Genomic DNA, 21,109 nt, shown 5'->3' on the forward strand with positions numbered 1-21,109 from the left:
GCACTGGACGACCTCAGCCCCGCGCAGTTCGAGGAGCATCACGCCCGCGCCATGGTCAAATCAGCCGCATAGCCTCTCTCCGACCCAAGGGGCCCCACTCCAGTGGCAGCCGACACCGCAGGCCGAGACGCTCGAGGCCCTCAACCTGTGGCTGGAGGAGCGCTGCAAGGCATTCTGGCAGGAGATTCCGCATGGGATCGAATCTGGTTCGGTCGCCGATGCCTGGGCGGATGAGGTGGAATGCCTGATGCCAGTGGGTAGGCCGTTCGACGGCTTTGTCGAATATGGCAAGCGCGTCTCGCCGACCTGCCTCATCCATCTGGAGCGCAATCGCTACAGCGTGCCGGCGTCCTTCGCCAATCGGCCTGTCAGCCTGCGGGTCTATCCCGACCGCTTTCTAGTTGTCGCCGAGGGACAGGTGGTGTGCGAACATCAGCGCATCATCGATCGATCCCATGATGGACCGGGGCATACCGTCTATGACTGGCGCCACTATCTGGCAGTGGTGCAGCGTAAACCCGACGCGCTGCGCAACGGGGCGCCGTTCCTCGAACTTCCCGAAGCCTTCCAGCGGCTGCAGCGACACCTTCTGCGCAATCCGGGCGGTGACAGGGAAATGGTCGAGATCCTGGCGCTCGTCCTGCACCATGATGAGCAGGCCGTGCTGACCGCGGTCGCAATGGCGCTGGACGCGGGCGTTCCGACCAAGACCCATATCCTCAATCTATTGCACCGGCTGCTCGACGGGAAACCGATCACAACGCCGCCGGTGACACCGCCACAGGCCTTGAGGCTGGTCAGCGAGCCACTGGCCAATGTGGAACGCTATGATGCGCTGCGTCGGGAGACCCGCCATGCGTCGCCAGCGGCGCCATCGTTGTCATGCTCCGCAGCCTGAAAATGCACGGCATGGCCCAGGCTGTCACTGATCTCATGCAGCAGGGAGCACCGGCCTTTGAAGCCGCCGTTCCGATCCTCTCCCAGTTGCTGAAAGCCGAAACCGCCGAACGCGAGGTCCGATCGGTGGCCTATCAGCTCAAGGCTGCGCGGTTCCCGGCCTATCGTGATCTGGCGGGCTTTGACTTCGCCAGCAGCGAGATCAACGAAGCGCTGGCCCGCCAACTGCACCGCTGCGACTTTATCGACGTCGCCGACAATGTCGTGCTGGTCGGCGGCCCCGGTACCGGGGAAAACCCATGTCGCCACGGCGCTGGGCGTACAGGCGATCGAACAGGAAAAGGTAGGAGGAAAGGCCGGGCAGATCGCCAATTGGCTCGTTCACTCCGACCTCGTGATCCTCGACGAGCTCGGCTACTTGCCGTTCAGTGCCTCAGGCGGGGCGCTGCTCTTCCATCTGCTGAGCAAACTCTACGAGCGCACCAGCGTCATCATCACCACCAACCTGAGCTTCAGCGAATGGGCCAGCGTGTTCGGCGATGCCAAGATGACCACCGCGCTCCTCGATCGGCTCACCCATCACTGCCACATCCTCGAGACCGGCAACGACAGCTTCCGGTTCAAAAACAGCTCCGCCCAGCAGGCCAAACCCAGAAAGGAGAAGCCCCATCTTGACCCAACGATAACACAGGTAACATAACCTTCAGACGGGCCACTTCTCGGTGAAAACCCCGGGTCAACTCTCAGTGAAAATCAACACCCTTGGCCTTGGCAGCTTTGCGGATCAGCGAGCTGAGCTCGCTGGAGATGTAAACCTGGAGACAGATTGGCCGTGTCATGCACGGACTCCTTGTGGTCAGGAGCTCGGAGCACACTGCGAAAGGCGGGATCGAAGCTCAGTCAGATTCAAGAACATATCAAGAACATACAGGACTGCGGAATTCCGCCATTCCCCGCCTCGCTTTGGTCAAATCCACGTAACTCCCCTCGTCCCCGTCATTTTGACGGAGAAGCTGCCATTTCACAGAATTCGGCCTATATACCTGTGATTACGTGCTTTTTCTGCCCGCCTTTCCGGAAGGGCGGAACCCATGTTGGCCGATTATGATGTGCAGCGCAACGTCATGGTGCCGATGCGCGACGGCGTCGCGCTTGCAACCGATATTTACCGGCCCAGATCGAGCGGACCGCTGCCCGTCCTGCTGTCGCGCACGACCTATGGCAAGGACATGGTGGCAGCGACCGGACTGCCGTTCCTCCAGCAAGACTATGCGGTGGCATTCCAGGACTGTCGTGGCTGCTTCGCGTCGGAGGGTTCGTGGACCCCGTTCTTCTGCGAAGCCGATGACGGCCACGACACGATCGAGTGGCTGGCAGCGCAGCCTTGGTCGTCGGGCGCGATCGGCATTTTCGGCGGATCATATTCGGCCTATGTCCAGTGGCTCGCCGCGCTGGCGCGCCCGCCGCACCTGCGTGCCATCTCCGCCTATGTCTCGCCATCGGGCGTCAATCACAGCTGGGTCTATGGCGAATCCGGGCTGTACCAGCTGAGCCTTGCCCTTCCCTGGGCGATGCTGTGCCTGGCGACCGCCATGCAAACCGGGCAGGCGCAGGCACCGGGACTCGAGGGCTGCCCGTCAGGCCTCGACGTGCTCCGGGAATCGATGGCCGTCCTGATCGGCCAGACGAGCGGCACGCCCATGCGGGACGAGGCCGACCGGCGCGCGAACGCGCTGATGGCCCGCCGGCCCCTCGCCGATGTGCCGGAACTTGCAACGGGAGCGCCCTGGTACCTCGACTGGCTGACCCATGATGCCAATGCGCCCTTCTGGCGCGCGGTCGACCCGGCGGCGCTGGCCGACCAGATCGAGGTTCCCGCGCTCCAATGGGGCGGCTGGTACGACCTCTTCGTCGAAGGCGGGATCCGGAACTTCCTGGCGATGCGCGAAACGGGTGCCACGCCCGAGGCACGTACAGGCCAGCGCCTCGTCATCGGGCCGTGGTGCCACAGTTTCGGGCACGACCGCGCCGGCGACCTTGTCTTCGGCCAGGAAGCGTTGCGAAATGGCCCCGCGATGTTCGGCAACGGCGATCTCGAACTGCGCTGGTTCGACCACTGGATCAAGGGCAACGCCGAGCATCCCCTCGATACGCCGCCAGTCCGCTACTTCGTGCTCGGCGCGAACGAATGGCGCAGCGCGGAAACCTGGCCGCCCCGCCCGCCCGGGGTCCGGCCCCTGCACCTGGGTGCCGGCCTCGACGGGACCATGCGCTGCGCTGGGGGCCGGCCGAGCCCGGCGAGATCGCGTTAACCTTCGACCCGGCGGCACCCGCGCCCACGCTGGGTGGCCGGCTGCTGAGCGGGGTGGCACCCGGCGCGTTCGACCAGCGGCCGCTCGAGGACCGTGGGGACGTTCTGGTGTTCACCAGCGGGGCGCTGACCGCCCCGCTCGAAATCGCGGGTCCTGTCGACGTGCGGCTGACGGTCTCGTCCGATTGCCCCGCGACCGACATCACGGCGAAGCTGATCGACGTTCATCCGAACGGAAAGGCATTCAACGTGCTCGACGGCATCGCGGAAGTCCGTTTCGCCGGCAGCGGCACCGCGTCGACGGTGACCGTCACGCTCGGTTCAACCGCCATCCGTTTCGGCGAAGGACACCGCATCCGCCTCCATGTCTCGTCGAGCAACTTCCCCGCCTTTCCCGTCAATCCCAACAGCCGGGAGTCGAGGATCGCGGCGGTACTGACCGACGATCGGGTGGCGAAGAACAGGCTGCATCTCGGAAACGAAGGGGGATGTGCGATCCTGATGCCGGTCGTACCGGACTGATCCGTCACGGCCCGCGGGGGCCCTTCCCCGGCTCCATCCCCGTCGTTCGCTACCAGAAGTGCGTGCGTGGCCATTCCGCGACCACGCGGGAGTCCTCCAGCACTTCGTAGCGATTATGTTGCGCCGATGTCGCGCACGCATGGTTCGGCAGGATGCGCAGCCGCGACCCGATGGGAAAGCGGCCGACGTCGAGATCGGGCTCGCCGGGGCGGGCGATCACGATGCCATGCTCCTGATTGGCAATGCCGAGATAGACGTCCTCGATCGGACGTCCGTCCAGATCGCACACCACGCCATAGCCCTGATCCTGCGGCTGATTGGCCGTTCCTCGGTCGCGTGACATCGCCATCCAGCCGGCATCGATGATGACCCAGCCCTTTTCCTTCTTGTGCCCGATGACGGTCCCGAGGACGCTGACGGCGATGTCCGACAGCCTCGCCACGCCCAGACCCGCCTGAAACAGGTCGAAGAATGTGTACACACCCGGCCTGACCTCGGTCACGCCCGACAGATCCTCCGCGAACATGGCGGTGGGGGTCGAGCCGATCGAGACCACCGGGCAGTCATGACCCGCATCGCGCAGGCGTTCCGCCGCACCGACCGTCAGTCCCCGCTCGCGCGCGGCATGGTCGCGGATCTGATCCACCGACCGGCAATCATAGGAGCCGCCGGCATGAGTCATCACTCCCTTGAGGTCGAGATTGGCCGAGGCCGCTATGCGCCGCGCCATCTCGATCAGTTCGGGTCCGTCCGGCTCCACGCCCGACCGGTGACCGTCGACGTCGAGTTCGATGAGGACAGGCAGACGGACGTCCTCCGCTCGTGCCGCGGCCTGGATCGCTTCGATCGCGTCCGGACTGTCGCTGATCACCGTCAGATCGCAGCCGGCGCGGATCAGCGTCGCAGCATGGCTCACCTTGCCCGGCGTCAGTCCGACCGCGTAGAGAATATCCTTCTCGCCCCCGGCAAAGAAATAGTCCGCTTCGTGCAGCGTGGAGACGGTGATGCCGATCAGCCTGGACAGCGCCTTTACATCGCGCAGCACGTCGAGCGACTTGTGAGTCTTCACATGCGGGCGCAGGTCGCAGCCGAGGGCATGGATGCGATCGGCCATGCGCGTCAGGTTCGCGCGCATCACGTCGCGGTCGAGCAGAAGGGCGGGCGTCTCGAGGTCCAGCAGCTGCTTCATGGTCTCATCCGCGCTCAGTTGTTGATCTTGAAAGCCGAGGCAGGCTCGCTGAAAACACGCGCTGCCAGCTCTCGCGCCACATCGTTGCCGCCGCCCGCGTTGGTCAGGACCGTCAGCTTGCGCCCGGTTGCAGGCTGCACCGCGATCAGGCTTTCGAACCCCGGGTTTGAGCCCCACTGCCAATAGACCGGACCTGTCCGGGTCTGAAGGATCGACGGCCCCAACGCCCATTGGTGGTTCTCATCGACCCTGATCTGCGGCGCAAGCATCGCCGCGCGGCTCTCGCGCGACAACCCCTTGCCGATCGCAAGCGCGTCGGCGAAGCGGGCCAGATCACCCGCGGTCGTCCGCAGCGTGAACGCGGCGTTCACGTCATTGCCCTTCAGCAAAGGCACAGGAAGCAAGACAGCCCGGACCGCGAACCAGAACGCGCCGCAAAGCACCAGCGCCGCCGCCGTCAGCTGCACGGTGCGAAGCACCGCCCGCGACGACAGGGGCGCAAATCGCGGAGCGACTGCGAAGACCAGGCCGATGACGACCAGCGGCACGCCGGCCGCAAGCGCGAGCGACGGCAGGATGTCGCTGCCCGCCACAACTGCTGCCAGGATCGCAACCGCGGCCAGCGACAGCCCCGCCATCACCCGCAGCGTGCTTGCCGGAACGCCCCAGCCGCGCCCCCGGACGCGCTGGACGACCGCGCCCACGAGCCAAAGGAGGAGGAAGACGACGAGCACCGCCACGACGACGCCGATCGACACCGGCAGGAAGGGCAGATGACCGGCGCTCAGATCGCCGCGCCAGTCGTGACTGACCGCGAAGCCGGACCGGTTCATGGCCAGCGGACCGAAGATGCGGTCGCGGGCGAAATCCTGAAAGGGCATGCCCGTCACCGTCTCGATGACATGCTGCAGATACACATAGCCCGTCCCCGAATAGGCGAAGGCGCTACCCGGAGGAGAGGTCAAGGCGCGATTGCCGCCGGTGATGTCGTTCGGCAGGCCGGAGCTATGGCTCAGCACCTGGCGCAGCGTCACCGGGTTGCCGGCGGGTTCGGTCGGCAGCCACGGCTCCTTGAGATAGGATGACAGCGGCCTGTCCAGTGCGAGCTTGCCCTCGTCGACGAGCAGCATCGCGCCATAGGCGGTGACCACCTTGCCCAGCGATGCCGCCGCGAAGAGGGTTTCCGGCGTCACGTCGCTGCCGGAGATGGCGTTGGCATCGCCGAGCTGAAACACCGCATCCGCGCCGCCACCGCTGTCATAGGCGACAGCAACCCCCGGAACACGATGTTCGGCCATCAGTGCCGCTGCATCCTGTTCGAGCTGCGCGCCGGTGGGCGGCGCGTCGGCATGGGCCGACGGCACGGCGATCGCGGCGAACAGCGCCGCGAGGAAAGCGGCGAGCGGCGCGGCGAACCGTACCCGGCGGTGAGCGAATGGGGTCACAATGGTCTCCTGGTGGTGGCCCGCGTACCGCGGCGGGGCGATGGCCACCGCAGCTGCGGCGCTGCCGCCGAGATCAACGTCGCAAACAATCATGCACCCTGCCCTATCCCGGCAATCTGGCGGGATACTCCCGTACGCAGGACGCCGGATCCCAGCTCAGGTCAGGATCGAGCGGATAGATCGGGCGCTGGACATTCTTGAACGGCACCTTGAGGATGTCCGGTGTCGTCTGCCCGTGCAAGGCCAGTTCGTAGATGTTGGCGGGATCGATGTAGTTTTCGATGCTTGCGCGGAAATGGCCGCGGCTCTTGACCACAAGTGTCCTGATGCTGGCGACGTCGACACCGACACATTCGAACTGATCCATGGAGAATGTCTGGAAGCGTTCCGTGGACACGACGACGGTGACGCCGCCCACCTTCACGGCTGCCATCGGCCCGTGTTTCAGCATCATGCCCCGGCCCAGATCGCCCGAGATCCGGATATTGCCGTCGGAAAGGCCGGTAACCTCCGCATCCGCTTCGAACGGCTCCGCGAACTCGGTCGGCTCGATCGTGTTGAAACGGGCCGTGAAGCGGCCGCCAATGCCTGCCTTGTGCGCTTCCGCTGCCACGGCCGGATCCCAGAAGGGACCGAGAACGACACCCTGCGCGCCATCCTCGTACAGCCGGCGCAGGATGAAGGTGGTGTTGCCGCGCGCACCGCCCCCGGGATTGTCCGCCACATCGGCGAGGCAGATCGGCGGGAGCGAGGGGTCTTCGCCGGCGCGCACCGCCATTCGGGACGCCTCGTCCAGCGGCGTATAGGGCGGTAGCGGCGTCGTCCTCATTTCCCAGCAGCGATGGGCAATGCGCGTCGCCAGATCGCGCGCTTCGGGGCCGTTGCTCCAGGTGGCGATCGAAATGTTCAACCCGTTGAAAGGGGTGTCGAGATAGGGAAAGCCGCCCAGGAGCGTAACGTTGCCGCGTCCCACGGGCAATTCCTGGAGCGCATCGCGGTAGATGTCGGCGAACGTGCCCCGCACCGTCGACAGTCCGGTCGGCGATGCGATCATCGGCACGCGGACGGCCGCTCTCGTCATGCGTTCTCCGGCAACCATCCGGCGCATCGCGTCCGCCGCCTCGATGCCCCGTTCCGCCATGTCGATGTGGGGATTGGTGTGATAGCCGATCACAAGGTCGGTCTTGGCCATCATCTGGTGGCTGAGCTTTCCATGCAGATCGAGGATCGCGATCATGGGCACATCCGCCCCGACGACATCGCGCACTTCGGAATAGAGCACGCCCTCCAGATCCAGGGTCTGGTCGGTGCGCATCGACCCGTGCGTCGAGCTATAGACGCCGTCGAGGGGACCCGCCGCCTTCAGACGCTCGATGATCTCAGCCAGGAGCGAGCGGAACAGCGCCTCGGGCAACGGCGGCCCGGATGCTGCATATCCAAGGAGAATGGGCACGGGCTCCCACGCACCCGTCTCGCCCATCCGCTTGACGAAGCCCTTGACTTCCGGGGCCATGAAGGCGTCGGGGTCCTCGATCGCCTGCTCGATCTCCGCGCCGCGAAACAAGCCGAGCCATCCATATTCCTCGACGGAGTAAAGTGGTACCAGGACGTTGCACTCGCTGAACAGCCCCAGCATGGCGATCCGTGGCGAAGACATAAAGGCCTCTCCCAAAAATAGATTTTCGATTCTATATTAGGTTTCACGACGGAGCGTGTAAAGGAGACAATACGTTCTGTCGGGACACGGCCCGGTCATGCACCAGCTGCCGGGTCGCGGCCATGCGCAGGTTCGGCGGAGGCAGGCGCGGCTTGTGTAAGCGCGTTTTTGCACTTTTGCCGATGGTGGCAGCACGCTAAGGCTGCGCTCCGCGCAGCCGCGGCAAGAGGGATCCGAACGAAGTCATGGCCGAAACGAAGACCCGCATCGCTCGAAAATCAGCCCCAGCTCCTGCCCCCAAAAAGGACCCCGCGCTGCCGCGGACGAACAAGGGGCGCATGCGCCGTCTGAAGCTGCGCGAGGCGGCAATGGACCTGCTCAAGAGCCATAGCTATCACGAGCTGAAACTGGAGCAGATCGCGTCGGCGGCCGAAATCCCGACGAGCGTGTTCTACCACTATTTCCCCAACAAGCGCACCCTGATCCTGGAACTGCTCGACGAGGTCTTCGCCCGGTTCGAGAAGACGGTCGTTCAGGCCGGGCCGTTCGGAAGTTTCGAGAACGGCGTCATCGCGCACAATCGCGAAATGCTGAAGCTGTACAGGGACAATGCCGGGCTGATGCGCTGCCTTTCCGAAGTGGACGAGCCGGAATTCGCGCAGATCTGGCGAAGGAAGCTGAACATGTGGCATGACCGGGTGGGTACCGGGCTGGCGCAGTTCGTCGATCCCGAACATCGCAACGAAGTCGAACTTGCCGCGCTGTCACTGACGGTCGGCGGCATCACCGAGATGATCGCGCAGGAACTGTACGTCGTCCAGAACCGCACCTTGCGTCACCTCCTGCCCGATCTCGAAACGGCGACGTCCTATGTCGCAACGATCTGGGTCAGGTTGCTTTTCCTGAAGCCGCACAGCAAGATCACCGACGGACGGTTCGACAGCCTGCTTCACCTCAGGGATCTCGACTGACCGCCTGCCGCGCGGGTCAGGCCCCCGGTCAGTTGAGCGCAGGCTCTCCGATCCCGGCCGGAGCAGCGCCAGCCTGCTCGCTGTGGTTGCGTTCCTCGATCAGGCGCTGCAGGCGGGCGTGGGTGAACCAGCACAGCCACATCGCGCCGATTCCGAACAGCGCCGCCACGAGAAAGAAGCCCGCCCAGCCGCTCCAAGCCGCGATGAACCCGCCGATTGCCGCCGCGATGGTCTGGCCGATCCGCGAAATCGCCGATCCGATCGAATAGTCCGTGCCTGCCTGCAAGGCCGACGCGTAGCCAAGCCGCAGGTTGACGAAGGTGACGTAGAACATCGACAGGACGAAGAAGGGCAGGAAGGTCACCAGTATCGCGACAGGCGCGCTGATCGCGGCCTTGGTGAAGGCAAGATAGGCCACGGGCAAGGTGGCAGGGATGATCGCGACCATGAGCACGAACATCAACCGGCGCTCGCCGAGGCGGCCGACCAGGCGCGCGCTCGACAGCGACCCCAGCACAGTGGCGGCCAGCAACACGGTCCCGACCATCGCGCCGATCTCTCCTACTCCGAAACCGAGATCGATCAGGAAGGGACCGACCATCGGGAACATCAGGCCGGTGTAGAGACCGCCGGCGAGCACGAACGGAATGATGATGTAGCTGTCGCGACGCCGGAAGAAGCGGACCAGCGGCTGGATGAGCGCCGCCGCGCCCCCTTCGCGCGCTTCCTGCGCGCGCTGGAGCTGGGCCTTGTCGACCCTTTCCTTCCGGAAGAAAGCCGGGGTGATGAACACGAGCATCAGCAGGGCGGAAACGCAAACCGCCACCTGCCACCCAAACCGGTCATAGACGATGGCAAGCCCCGCCAGCGCGGCGAACTGCCCCGCCGCCTCGAACACCGTGTTCATCGCTGCGGCGGTCGGTCGCTCGCTCTTGGTCACATTGTCGACGACGTAGGCGTCGATCGCCACCTCCTGCGTCGCGGTGAACATAGACTTCACGAACAGGATGCCGACGATTATGAACAGATAGGCCTCGGTCGGCTCGAACAGCGCCAGCGACATATAGGCGAGCACCGCGATGAAGGTGCACGGGATGAACCACGACCGGCGCGGCCCGATGCGCGGCGACCAGTAGCTGTCGACGACCGGCGCGATCGCCCAGCGAACCCAATAGGGGATGATGGCCAGGCTGAAGAGCCAGAACTTCTCCAGCGCCAGACCCTGTTCCCGGTACAGCGTGGGCATCAGACCCGCCGCGAAACCCGCCGGGAAGGTTTGGGCCATGTACATGAAGGCAATGACCGTCAGCTTGGGCCAGTCGGCCCGTGTTTCCGATGCGGTAACGCCGCTCTCACCATCATTGCTCATTGCCGCCCCCTACGCCGCGTGATGTTTCTGCCGATCTTCAGAAGTAAAAGGTCAGCAGTTCCGATTGATAGGAAAGGAACACCCAGACCATCAGCGGAAGAAGCGCCAGCGTTGCGACGATCCGGACGATCAAGCCGAGTTCCCGCCTGACCCAGAGCCGCACGACAAAAATCAGCGCGACCAGGGTGAGCACAAGGCTGATGATGGGCAGGATGAATACCGGCTCCAGCCCGAGATCATCGAAGCCATAGGTCAGATTCACCGGCAACGTAGTGTACAAGGTGTAGATGAACTGTCCCAGAAACCAGATCCCGGCGACAGACGCCCCCACCAGCGCCCATATGGCCGGATGACTCCAGAAGCGGGTGGTCACCTCGCGCTTGAAAACACGCTGGCGGACCAGTCTGCCGACCCCGTAGAGCAATGCCAGCACGGCCGTCGCCGCCATGCCGATACCGGCGAACCCAAGGAGAAGCTTGAAGTTGTCGCCGCTTTTCCAGTCCGGGATGCGGGTCAGGATGAAACTGTGGTTCTGCAGGTTCGCCTTGATCGCCCGGCCCCGGCCCGACTCGTCGGTCACGATCACCAGCGAGTCGGTCAGCAGCTCGCCGATCTGACCGGGCTTGCCTTCGCCGACCTTGCGGAACACGCCGTCGCCCTGCGGCGCATAGATGGCCGGCCCGCCGCCGAAGAAGAATGACGGGAAGTCGATTTTCACCAGACCATCGGGCGTGACCGAGACCTCATATTGCCCGAAGAGGGGCCAGACGAGCTGCATCGGCGTCGGTTCGTCGAACCGGAAAGAGGTGTAGGGACCTGCCAGCTTCCTGAGTTCGGAAATCGGGACATCCTTCTTCGTCACCGTCTCCGTCTGGCGCGGAAACGCCGTGTCGAGGATGTCGTTCGTGAAGCGGCGGTAGAAGGTGTCGTTGTCGCCCGTGTAGCTCAGGAAGAAGGCGAAGCCATATTCGGGGAAGAACTGCATCGTCGAATCGGTGCCGCGATAGTCGCCCGAATGACCGTAATAGGCCACTCCGTTGCGGATGCCTTCCTTGAAGGGCACGCGGAAGCCGGGCATCAGCTCGCCATTGCTGCCACGGGTCTTGTGCATCTCGTTGTAGGACTTCTGGCTCAGGAACCGCCGGCCATTGAACATGCCGTTGCCCATATGCATCAGCATGTAGTTCTTCATGCCGTTCGCCGAAATCGCGATCGAGCTTGGCGGGTAGAGATTGCGGATGAAGTCCCCGTAGGTCTTGTACTCGCCCGTGTCCTCATCATAGACATAAGGGACCACGAAGTTGCCGGCCTTGCGGAACTTCTCCACGCGCTCGTTACCGGGGATGTTCAGCACGGCATATTTGATGTTCAGCGGATCGAAGACCTGCTGTTGCAGCCAATCCTGATATTCCTGGCCGCTGATTTCCTCGATGCCGGCGGCAGCCATCGAAATGCAGATATTGCAATATTCGTAAAACTCTCCGGGAGGCGCGCCCTGCTCGTTCAGATATTCCCGGATGACGGGACGAATTTTTTCGAACTTTTCGACGCTGGGAGCGGTACTGTTGAGGAAAAGGTCCCGAAATCCGCTGCGGTGCATCAACACATCGCGGAAAGTGACGGGCCGCTCATCGAAGCGGATCTTCTTCTCAAGCTCGATGGACGGAACCCGGTTGGCAACCGAATCGTCCAGCGAAACCTTGCCCTGGTCAACCAGCCGCATGAAGGCCGTTCCAAGAAAGGTCTTGGAGATCGAAGCGACTTGGAACATGTCGGTCTCGGGATTGATCGGTTCGCCGGTCTTCAGGTCCTTCACGCCATAGCCGCGCTGGAAGATGACCTCGCCGTCCTTGATCGCTAGGAACACCGCGCCGACGAGATGCTCCTCCTTCATTTTTGCGCCCAGGTTGCGGTCGACATAGGCCTCGAGAGCTGCAGGATCACTGAATAGCGGCGGCACCGGCTCGCCAGCGGGGCGCGGCTTGTTGTCGGAATATACGGTCCAGCGCCCCGCGCCGTCCTCGCCGGCAGCCCTGGCCACAAAAAATGCCACGACCGTCGCGATCGCCAGCAGGAGCGCCACCCAAACCAGCCGTTCGAAGCCGATCGGGCCGACAGTCCGCATGTAACGCATGAGCGGGCGTTCGGTGGATCCGGGACGCCGTCCTGTCATGCTCGCATGGGATTTGATCATGGCAATTCGGCCTTCTCTGTGTCTTGGGCGCGTGAACTTCGAAAAAATAGAATATCAATTCTAATTGTAGGTGCAACTGAATAAATCGGATGGCCACAGCGGAGGCCAGCGGGCCGGTGCTTCAGGCAATGCCGCTCACTGCATCGCGGATGATCTCGACGGCCCCTAGCATGTGGTCGCGGCGGACGTTGAGGTGGAACACCGCACGCATCGCATAGGGCGAAACTGGGAGGATCTTCAGTCCCTTCGCCGCGCACCACTCGGACACCGCCTCCGCGACCGGCGAGGCGAGGCGGAAGCGCACGATATTGGTCTGAACGCGCGCCAGGTCGATCTGCACCGCATCGATCTCTGCCAGCCTCTCCGCGAAGGCGCGGGCATGGGCATGATCCTCCGCGAGGCGGTCGCGATGATGGTCGAGACTGTGCAGCGCCGCCGCCGCGAGGATGCCGGTCTGGCGCATGCCGCCGCCGAACAGATGCTTGATTCGCCGGGCGCGTTCGACATCCCCTGCGCTGCCCGCGAGTGCCGACCCGGCCGGCGCACCCAGACCCTCGGAAAACATACGCTGACGGTGTCAAAGGAAGCCGCGATGCGGTCGGCGCCGACGCCGCTCGCGACGCTGGCGTTCCAGAGCCGCGCCCCGTCGAGATGCAGCGCGAGGCCGGCCCGGCGGCCGCCGACGCATCCAGCGCCGCTTGCGGCCACACCGTTCCGCCCGAGGAATTGTGGGCGTTCTCCAGACAGAGCACTCGCGCGACCGGGTGCATCCGTTGCGGCGAAAAACGATGCGGCCGGTAGATTTGCGCCTCGATGTCGTTTGGGATCATGATGCCGCCAGCGGTCTCCACGCGCAGCAGGCTGATGCCAGACAATGCCGCGGGACCGCCGCTTTCCCAGTCGGCGATATGCGAGGCGGCGTCGACGATCGCGGCCTCGCCATTGCCGGCGTGCAACCGGAGCGCGATCTGGTTGGCCATCGTCCCGGTCGGCACGAAAACGGCCGCTTCCTTGCCGAGTTCGTCCGCGACCCTCCGTTCGAGCGCGATCGTGGCGGGATCGTCGTCATAAACATCGTCGCCCACTTCTGCCGCGGCCATCGCCGCCCGCATCGCGTCGGTCGGTTTGCTGCATGTGTCGCTGCGCAGATCGATTGCGGTATCGTTATTCACACGCCGGCTTGCCCATGCTAGCAATAGAATGTTATTTCGATTTTGGACCTGCCGCCTGCGGATGGCAAGACGGGAAGAAGCGGACATGACGGGCCTGCCCTCGCCACTGGAGATTGCTGCTGCATTCCGCGACCGCGTGAGGGCGCGGGACAGGCTGACGGGCACGTTCGTGAAAACGCCCTCCCCCCACATCGTCGAGATCATCGGCCATACGGGGGTCGACTTCATCGTGCTGGACGGCGAGCACGCTCCGTTCGATCGTACCGCCCTCGATACGTGCCTGATGGCCGCCATGAGCGTCGGGCTTCCTGCCCTGGTGCGCATGCCCGGCGGCGATCGCCCCTTGATCGGCGCGGCGCTCGATCTTGGAGCCGCCGCGATCGTCGCGCCGCACGTGCCCGACGCGGATCAGGCGCGTGCGATCGTCCGCGCAGCGCGATTCGCCGAGGGCGACCGGGGCGTCTCCCCCTCGACGCGGGCCGGTCGCTATGGCGGCATGGGCGCGGCCGACTATATCGCCGCATCCGACGCCGCCACCGGCATCTGGGCGCAGATCGAGGACCCTGACGCGGTCGCCGCGCTCGACGACATCGCCGCTGTAGCGGGCATCGACTGCCTGTTCGTGGGACGCGTCGATCTGGCCCACGCGCTTGGCGCGGCGCACGTGAACGATCCGGCGGTCGACCGCGCCGTGGCCGCCGCCATCCGGGCTGCCGACACGGCAGGCCTGCCGACGGCCATTTTCGCCGCGTCGGTCGAGGAAGCGCGGGCCTGGCGCGAACGGGGCGCGGCGGTCATCGTGCTGGCCACCGATCAGGCGATGCTGCGTACCGCGCTGAGCCGCGACGTGGCGACGCTCCGCGCGCCCGGATAACATTGTCGAAGGGAGTGGAAAGCGCCGCATGATGAGAGGATTCCAGCTCGACGGACAGGTCGGGGCGATCACGGGAGGGGCGAGCGGCATCGGGCTCGCGACGGCCAGGATCATGGGCGAGGCAGGCGCGCGCATTGCCGTTCTGGACGTCAACGAAGCGGCGACGGCCGCCGCCGCCGAGGCACTTGCCGCGACCGGTATCGAAGCCGTCGCCTGCCCGGTCGACGTGACCGACGAAGCCGCGATCTCCTCCGCGATGGACGGTCTGGTCGACCGTTTCGGCCGGCTCGATATCCTCGTGTCGAGCGCGGGCCGGGCGATCAGGCGTCCGGCGGTCGAACTTTCGGTCGAGGACTGGGACAAGGTGGTCGCGGTCAACATGACAGGACTGTTCCTGTGCGCGCGCCACGCGGCGCTGAGGATGATGAAGTCGGGCGGCGGGGCCATCGTCAACATCGCGTCGATCATGGGACTTTCGGGTGGCGGGGTATATCCCAATGTCTCCTATCAGGCGACGAAGGGCGCGGTCGTGAACATGACCCGTGCGCTGGCGGTGGAATGGGCCGGCGACGGCATCCGCGTCAATGCCGTCGCGCCGACCTATGTCAACACGCCGTTCATTCGTCCGCTGCTCGACGATCGCGACGTGATGCACAGGATCTACGATGCCACGCCGCTCCGGAAGATCGCCGAACCGGAAGACGTAGCCTATGCCGCGCTCTACCTGGCCAGCCCTGCGGCAGCGATGGTCACCGGTCATGTGCTGGCCGTGGACGGCGGCTTTCTGGCGCAGTGACCCGCACGAACGGCGCCGCGGGAGCGATTGCGGCCACGCGCGCCGCCCCTCACAAAAATATAATTCGATTTCGATTTTTCTTGTAACGGACGCAAATGTGGACGATCCTCCGCGACGTTCATGGCTGTGGTCGACCGATGTCCGGTCGGGTCCAGGGAGCGTGCAGATTGACCGAAGACATCAACGATTTCCGCCGCAACGTCCGCGAATGGCTGGCTGACAATTGCCCGGAAGAGATGCGCACCCCCATGAAGGGCGAGTTCGACGCGCCCTGGGGCGGACGCGTTGCGCAGTTCGATTCCGATGCGCAGAAAATGTGGTTCGACAGGATGGTGGAGCGCCGCTGGCTCGCGCCCGACTGGCCCGAGGAATATGGCGGCGCAGGCCTTTCCGCCGCGGCCGTCCAGGTGCTGGCGGAGGAGCTCAGACGCATCCGTGCGCGGCCCCCGATCCTGTCCGAGGGTCTGTGGATGATCGGCCCTGCCATCCTGCGGTTCGGGTCCGACGCGCAGAAGCGGGAGCATCTGCCCAGGATCGCGCGAGGCCAGATCCGCTGGTGCCAGGGCTTTTCGGAACCGGGCGCAGGATCAGACCTTGCGAGTCTCAAGACCCGTGCCGAGGACCGCGGCGATCATTGGCTGGTCAACGGCCAGAAGGTCTGGACCAGCTATGCGCATGATTCCGACTGGATGTTCTGCCTGGTGCGCTCCGAACCCGAGGCATCGAAGCGCGAGGGCATCAGTATTCTGCTGATCGACATGGAGACGCCGGGAATCGAGGCCCGCCCGATCAGGCTGATTTCGGGTCATGCCGACTTCTGCGAGACGTTCTTCGACGATGTCCGCGTCCCCAGGGACAACTTGCTGGGCGAGAGGGGGCGCGGCTGGAACATCGCGAAGTACATTCTGTCGCACGAGCGGGAGATGATCGGCGGGTCCGAGTTCGAGGGCGTCACGCCCGCTCCCGGCGACCTCGGCGCAACGCTGCCCCGGGGGGAAGCGCCCGATGGCATGCTGCGCGCCGCGCTGGCGGACTATGACATCGATCTGATCGCCTATGAGGCGTTCAAGAAGCGCATGGCGGACGAGGTCACATCGGGCACCAGTCCGTTGCCGGCGATGCCCTCGGTGCTAAAAAATCTCGGCGCCGACTTGGAAATGCGTCGCAAGGAGCTGGCGATGAGCATCGGCGGCAGCGAGGCGCTGCGCTTCGACGAGGAGGGCGGCGCGGCGGCGCGGACCTGGCTGCGTTCCCGATCCAGCGCGATCGCTGGCGGCACCACCGAGGTTCAGTGGAACATCATCGCCCGGGCCGCACTGGGCCTCAAATAGATCCTTATGCTGAAGAGTGAACGACGCCATGTTCAGTGAGCTAAGCCTGTCCCTGTCGGACGAAGAGCAGATGGTGCGCGATACGGCCCTGGCGTTCTTTGGCGAGCACGCGGATGTGGCGCGCCTTCGCCGGCTTCGTGACAGGGAAGACGTCCGGCTTTACGAGCCGGACGTCTGGAAAGCCGCTGCCGAGGCGGGTTTTGCCGGCTGCATCGCCAGCGAGGCCGACGGCGGTGCAGGTCTCGGCTATGTTGCCGCCGGGCTGATGCATTATGCGATCGGCCGCAACCTTTCGCCCGTTCCCGCACTGTCTAGCGCGGTCCTCTCGCTCACCGCGCTGACCCGATGCGCTGCCGCGGCACGCTGGTCGGCGCATGTTGCCGCCATCGCCCGGGGCGACGCGATCGCGGCACTGGCCGTGGATGAGGTGCCCCGGCACGATCCGGAGCACATTGCGGCGCGCACGCGCGCAGGCGACGCGGGGTTCGTCATGACGGGCCGCAAGGTCTTCGTGCTCGACGGGCTGGGTGCCGACCTTTTTATCGTGGCAGCCCGCCTGGACGATCAGGGGCCGATCGGCCTGTTCCTCGTGCCGGCATCCGCGCCCGGTCTCGAGATTGCGCCGGTGAAGACGATCGACAGCCGCAACACCGCGCGCGTCGCGCTTCATGAGGTTGCAGTGCCGAAGAGCGCAATGCTGTCCGACGGCACCGACGGCCTTTGCGATCTGGTGCTTGACGCCGGTCGCGCCGCGCTCTCCGCGGAACTGGTCGGCATCGCCGAAAGCTGTTTCGCGCTAACGCTCGACCATCTCAAACAGCGCGAGCAGTTCGGCGTCCGGATCGGATCTTTTCAGGCCCTGCAACACCGGATGGCGCATCTCTACTGCCAGATCGAGCTGGCGCGTTCCGTCTCGTTCGCGGCGCTGCGCGCGCTCGACGACGGCGCGGGCGAGCGGTCGCTGCTGGCGAGCGCGGCCAAGGCCAAGGCGGGAGCAGTGGCGCATCTGGCCGCCAACGAGGCGGTCCAGATGCACGGCGGCATCGGCATGACCGACGAGCATGACATCGGCCTCTATTTCAAGCGCGCACGCGCGGCGATGGAAACGCTCGGCGACACCTATTTCCATGCGAACCGCGTCGCCAGGCTGCTGAACTATTGACGGGGGCGCGGCGTCGCTGCCGCCCGGACCGGAAATAGAATAGACTTTCTAAATTCAGCAAAGTTCTGTTATGCAGACGCATGCGTTCGTGCAGCCGTGAGGGAGAGCCATGAATCACAATCGCATTCTCGTGCTGGGTGCCGGCGCGGTCGGCGGATATTTCGGCGGTCGGATGCTGGCGGCGGGGCGCGATGTCACCTTCCTCGTCAGACCGCACCGATACGAGCGGTTGCGGGCATCTGGCCTGCGAATCAGCAGCGGCCACGGCGACCTGCATTTCGCCGACCCGCCGCTGGCAAGGACAGGCGACACGCTCGGCGTCTTCGACACCGTGCTCATCGCCTGCAAGGCCTATGATCTCGACTCGGCGATCGCGGCCGTCAGGCCTGCAGTCGGTCCGGAGACGGCCATCCTGCCGCTTCTCAACGGCATGGCGCATATCGGCAGGCTTCAGGACGTTTTCGGGCGGGAGGCGATCGTCGGCGGCCTGTGCCATATCGGCGTCATGCTCGATGGCGACGGAGGCGTCCGGCACTTCGACGATCGCCACCGGCTGTCCTACGGCGAACTGGACGGCCGCCGCTCGGATCGCATCGAGCGCCTGCACGAGACGCTGGACGGATGTGGTTTCGACAACCGCCTGTCCCCGGACATCCTGCGGGATCTCTGGGAAAAATGGGTTCTGCTGTCCTCGCTTGCAGGGGTAACATGCCTGATGCGGGGGCAGGTGGGCGATGTGGTGGCAGCGGACGGGCAGGCCTTTGCGCGCGCCTTGCTCGTGGAATGTGCCGCGGTCGCCACGGCGGCGGGCTTTCCGCCCAGCGAGGCCTGTCTCCAGACCGGCGACGCGGCGCTGACCGCCGCAGGGTCCGAGAACGCGGCCTCCACCTTCCGCGACATCGACCGCGGCGGCCCGACCGAGGGCGATCATGTGGTCGGCGACCTTGTGGCGCGCGGCCGTGCGCTCGGGTGCGACATGGCGCTGCTGCCCCTGGTCGACCTTCATTTCAGGACCTACGCCGCGCGGCAGCACCGCGAGTCGCTCGAGCGAAGACGGGCCGGGCCGTGATGGACGTGGCCCCACCCTCCGTTACGGCACGCGCGCTCGATCTGCGCTATTGCGAAGTGCCATTGCGGCGTCCGATCCGCACCGCGAACGGCACGGTCGCCGAGGCCGGACTGCTGCTGTTCGATCTCAGGACGGATGAAGGCGTCACCGGGCAAAGCTACATCTTCTGCTATCGCAGGAGCGCGGCAGCCGGGATCATGGCGATCGCGCACGACGCAGCGGGGATTTGTGCCGGTCGGGCACTGGAGCCGCAGGCCGCATCCGCCCTAGTGGCGCGGTCCTTCATCCTCATCGGCCTGACAGGGTTGGTCCGGATGGCGCTGTCGGGTCTCGACATGGCGATATGGGACGCCTCAGCCAAACTTGCCGGCCAGTCGCTGGCCCGCCTGATCGGTGCCGGGCCCCGGCGGCTCAGAAGCTACAATTCGGCGGGCCTCTGCATCGCGTCGGTCGACACGGTGGGTGAAGAAGCACGCGAGCTGACGCAGTCCTTCGCCGGGGTGAAGGTCCGTCTGGGCTATGCCAGCGCGGAAGAGGATCTGGAGATCGTGTCCGCGATCCGGAACGCGCTTCCGGCCGGGGCGGCGATACTGGCCGACTACAACCAGGCGCTCGACCTTCCCGAGGCGCTGAAACGCTGTCACATCCTCGACCAGAGCGGGCTTGCCTGGATCGAGGAGCCGCTGCCCCATGCCGACTGGGCATCCTATGTCCGGCTCGCGCGCACATTCGCCACGCCGATCCAGCTGGGCGAGAATCTGCACGACGGCATCGAGTTGCGGGCCGGCTTGGAGGCCGGCTGGAAGGGGCCGATCATGCTCGACGCCGCGCGGATCGGCGGCGTGACGGGCTGGCTGCACGCGACGAAGAACCTGCCGCCGACAACACGGGTCTCCTCTCACCTCTTTCCGGAGGTGTCCGCGCACCTTCTCGCTGTCACGCCCGGCGCTGACTGGCACGAGCATATCGACTGGGCCGCGCCGCTGCTGCACGAGCCGCTGACCGCCGAGGCCGGGCATGTGATCGCCCCCGATCGGCCGGGCATCGGCCTGCTGTGGGACCAAGCCGCGGTCGCGCGTTACCGCGTACATTAGGAGGGAGCCGTTACGCCGTCGCGATCATCCCGGCCCTGCCGCGCCCCCGTCGCTGCTCAGAACCGCCAGTGCACCGGCGGCGCCCCGGCAATGGGCGACCGGAAGCGCGCCAGCGTGCGTCCGTGCAGCGAACCGAGCACGATCGTCGAAAGGTCGCCGTCGCAAAAGGCCATGCTCGAAATGTTGTTGAGCCGTTCACCGCCACCCCCTTCCATCATGTCCGGGGCGAAGGTGCCGCCGGCGAAGGCGGCCTCGATCGCGGCGGTGAAGCCGGAATTTTCGTCGCGAAGCATTACCGTCTGCCCGCCATCGGCCGCGACCCGGATCAACAGGTTGCTGATCACGCTCACCACCCAGAAGCCGCCTTGCGCATCGAAGGCCAGCCCGTCGGGGAAGATGCCCGCCCCGAACTGCGCCACGGTTTCGCGCGCGCCCAGATCGCCGTTCGCCAGGATGGGAAACCGGCTCGTCCGCCGCAGCGCCGTCTCGTTGACGTACAGCCAGCCGCCGTCGGGGCTCGGCACGGCTTCGTTGGTCCAGGCCAGCCCGTCCTTGACGACCCTGGCCGCGCCGCGGTCGAGCAACACGATGAACCCGTCGGCCCGGTCGGGGCGGAAATGCCGCCAGCGGGGATTGGCGACCGTGCTGACGGTGATCCAGACGCGTCCGGCGCGGTCGACGCTGACGAAGTTCAGCGCCGGGAGGGGCTTGCCGTCGACTTCGAGCAGCAACGGTTCCAGATCGCCGTCGAGCGACATCCGCCAGAGACCGCCGGTGTCCCCGACATTGGCGATCAGCAGCGACCGGTCCGGCGCCAGCGCAATGCCGTTGGGCATGAAACCGCGGGGCGCGGAGCGCGGCCGGATCAGCCGGGTTTCGCCGCGTTCGATCCAGGTGACGCCCTCGACATGGCTCGCGAATATCTCACCGCGCGCGGTCGCGAGAACCGATTCCGGCCTGGCGAGGCCCGTTCCGATCGCATCGACCGGGACGATATCGCTGAGTTGCATCGTCAAAGCACACCTCCGTTGCAGGCCAGGCTTCGGGCGCATGGAC

The 21,109-nt window shown here is 65.3% G+C and carries 14 protein-coding genes and 3 pseudogenes; 10 read left to right on the top strand and 7 right to left on the bottom strand.

Going from position 1 to position 21,109, the window contains the following annotated elements; translation table 11 throughout:
• The 3 genes and pseudogenes from DFR51_RS16335 to DFR51_RS16345 form a co-directional block, all read left to right on the top strand.
• Positions 1–898: Mu transposase domain-containing protein (locus DFR51_RS16335; protein WP_420853254.1), on the top strand; the 898-nt coding region annotated here is incomplete at its 5' end.
• Positions 883–1,597 (top strand): annotated as a pseudogene (locus DFR51_RS16340) (ATP-binding protein). The gene DFR51_RS16335 and the pseudogene DFR51_RS16340, both read left to right, overlap by 16 nt.
• Positions 1,598–2,030: 433 nt before the next feature.
• A pseudogene (locus tag DFR51_RS16345) lies at positions 2,031–3,730 on the top strand (CocE/NonD family hydrolase).
• A 49-nt stretch (positions 3,731–3,779) separates the two neighbouring features.
• On the opposite strand, the gene DFR51_RS16355 reads toward DFR51_RS16345, so the two are convergent.
• Genes DFR51_RS16355 through DFR51_RS16365 form a run of 3 tightly spaced genes read right to left on the bottom strand, consistent with a single transcriptional unit; the run spans position 3,780 to position 8,021 of the window.
• Positions 3,780–4,919, bottom strand: coding sequence for an alanine racemase (locus DFR51_RS16355; RefSeq protein ID WP_121053194.1), 1,140 nt, complete (start codon positions 4,917–4,919; stop codon positions 3,780–3,782).
• A 14-nt stretch (positions 4,920–4,933) separates the two neighbouring features.
• Positions 4,934–6,457, bottom strand: a complete 1,524-nt coding sequence (locus DFR51_RS16360) for a serine hydrolase domain-containing protein (RefSeq protein ID WP_121053196.1) — start codon at positions 6,455–6,457, stop codon at positions 4,934–4,936.
• A gap of 10 nt (positions 6,458–6,467) precedes the next feature.
• The gene (locus DFR51_RS16365; protein WP_121053199.1) at positions 6,468–8,021 is read right to left on the bottom strand and encodes a M81 family metallopeptidase; all 1,554 of its coding nucleotides are present in this window, start codon (positions 8,019–8,021) and stop codon (positions 6,468–6,470) included.
• 338 nt (positions 8,022–8,359) lie between these two features.
• On the opposite strand from DFR51_RS16365, the gene DFR51_RS16370 reads away from it, so the two are divergent.
• Entirely contained in the window at positions 8,360–8,992 is a 633-nt protein-coding gene (locus tag DFR51_RS16370; protein WP_160119087.1) for a TetR/AcrR family transcriptional regulator, read from the top strand.
• A 28-nt stretch (positions 8,993–9,020) separates the two neighbouring features.
• Here the strand turns inward: DFR51_RS16370 and DFR51_RS16375 are convergent, their stop codons facing one another.
• From DFR51_RS16375 to DFR51_RS19635, 3 genes and pseudogenes are all read right to left on the bottom strand, one after another.
• On the bottom strand, positions 9,021–10,361 hold the full coding sequence (locus DFR51_RS16375) for an MFS transporter (RefSeq protein ID WP_121053203.1): 1,341 nt from the start codon (positions 10,359–10,361) through the stop codon (positions 9,021–9,023).
• Positions 10,362–10,398: 37 nt separating this feature from the next.
• A complete protein-coding gene (locus DFR51_RS16380; protein ID WP_121053205.1) occupies positions 10,399–12,555 on the bottom strand; it encodes a serine hydrolase in 2,157 nt (718 codons plus the stop codon).
• Positions 12,556–12,676: 121 nt separating this feature from the next.
• Positions 12,677–13,814, bottom strand: a pseudogene (locus DFR51_RS19635) (threonine aldolase family protein).
• Between DFR51_RS19635 and DFR51_RS16390 the strand changes: the two are divergent.
• From DFR51_RS16390 to DFR51_RS16415, 6 genes are all read left to right on the top strand, one after another.
• Positions 13,789–14,601, top strand: coding sequence for an HpcH/HpaI aldolase family protein (locus tag DFR51_RS16390; RefSeq protein ID WP_170151801.1), 813 nt, complete (start codon positions 13,789–13,791; stop codon positions 14,599–14,601). The pseudogene DFR51_RS19635 and the gene DFR51_RS16390 sit on opposite strands and share 26 nt — an antisense overlap.
• Before the next feature lie 28 nt (positions 14,602–14,629).
• Entirely contained in the window at positions 14,630–15,397 is a 768-nt protein-coding gene (locus DFR51_RS16395; protein WP_121053207.1) for an SDR family NAD(P)-dependent oxidoreductase, read from the top strand.
• A 167-nt stretch (positions 15,398–15,564) separates the two neighbouring features.
• Positions 15,565–16,728 (top strand): acyl-CoA dehydrogenase family protein, encoded by a 1,164-nt coding sequence (locus DFR51_RS16400; protein WP_243445550.1) that lies wholly within the window; start codon positions 15,565–15,567, stop codon positions 16,726–16,728.
• 28 nt (positions 16,729–16,756) lie between these two features.
• Positions 16,757–17,890, top strand: coding sequence for an acyl-CoA dehydrogenase family protein (locus DFR51_RS16405; protein ID WP_121053212.1), 1,134 nt, complete (start codon positions 16,757–16,759; stop codon positions 17,888–17,890).
• 109 nt (positions 17,891–17,999) lie between these two features.
• The gene (locus tag DFR51_RS16410) at positions 18,000–18,959 is read left to right on the top strand and encodes a ketopantoate reductase family protein (RefSeq protein ID WP_121053214.1); all 960 of its coding nucleotides are present in this window, start codon (positions 18,000–18,002) and stop codon (positions 18,957–18,959) included.
• Positions 18,959–20,053: an enolase C-terminal domain-like protein gene (locus DFR51_RS16415; protein ID WP_121053216.1), complete on the top strand. Its 1,095-nt coding sequence runs from the start codon at positions 18,959–18,961 to the stop codon at positions 20,051–20,053. The genes DFR51_RS16410 and DFR51_RS16415 overlap by 1 nt, the downstream gene beginning before the upstream one ends.
• A 56-nt stretch (positions 20,054–20,109) precedes the next feature.
• Here the strand turns inward: DFR51_RS16415 and DFR51_RS16420 are convergent, their stop codons facing one another.
• Positions 20,110–21,063 (bottom strand): SMP-30/gluconolactonase/LRE family protein, encoded by a 954-nt coding sequence (locus tag DFR51_RS16420; RefSeq protein WP_243445628.1) that lies wholly within the window; start codon positions 21,061–21,063, stop codon positions 20,110–20,112.
• Positions 21,064–21,109: the final 46 nt, after the last annotated feature.

This window comes from Sphingosinicella microcystinivorans, assembly GCF_003634215.1.
GTDB classification, from domain to species: Bacteria; Pseudomonadota; Alphaproteobacteria; order Sphingomonadales; family Sphingomonadaceae; genus Sphingosinicella; species Sphingosinicella microcystinivorans.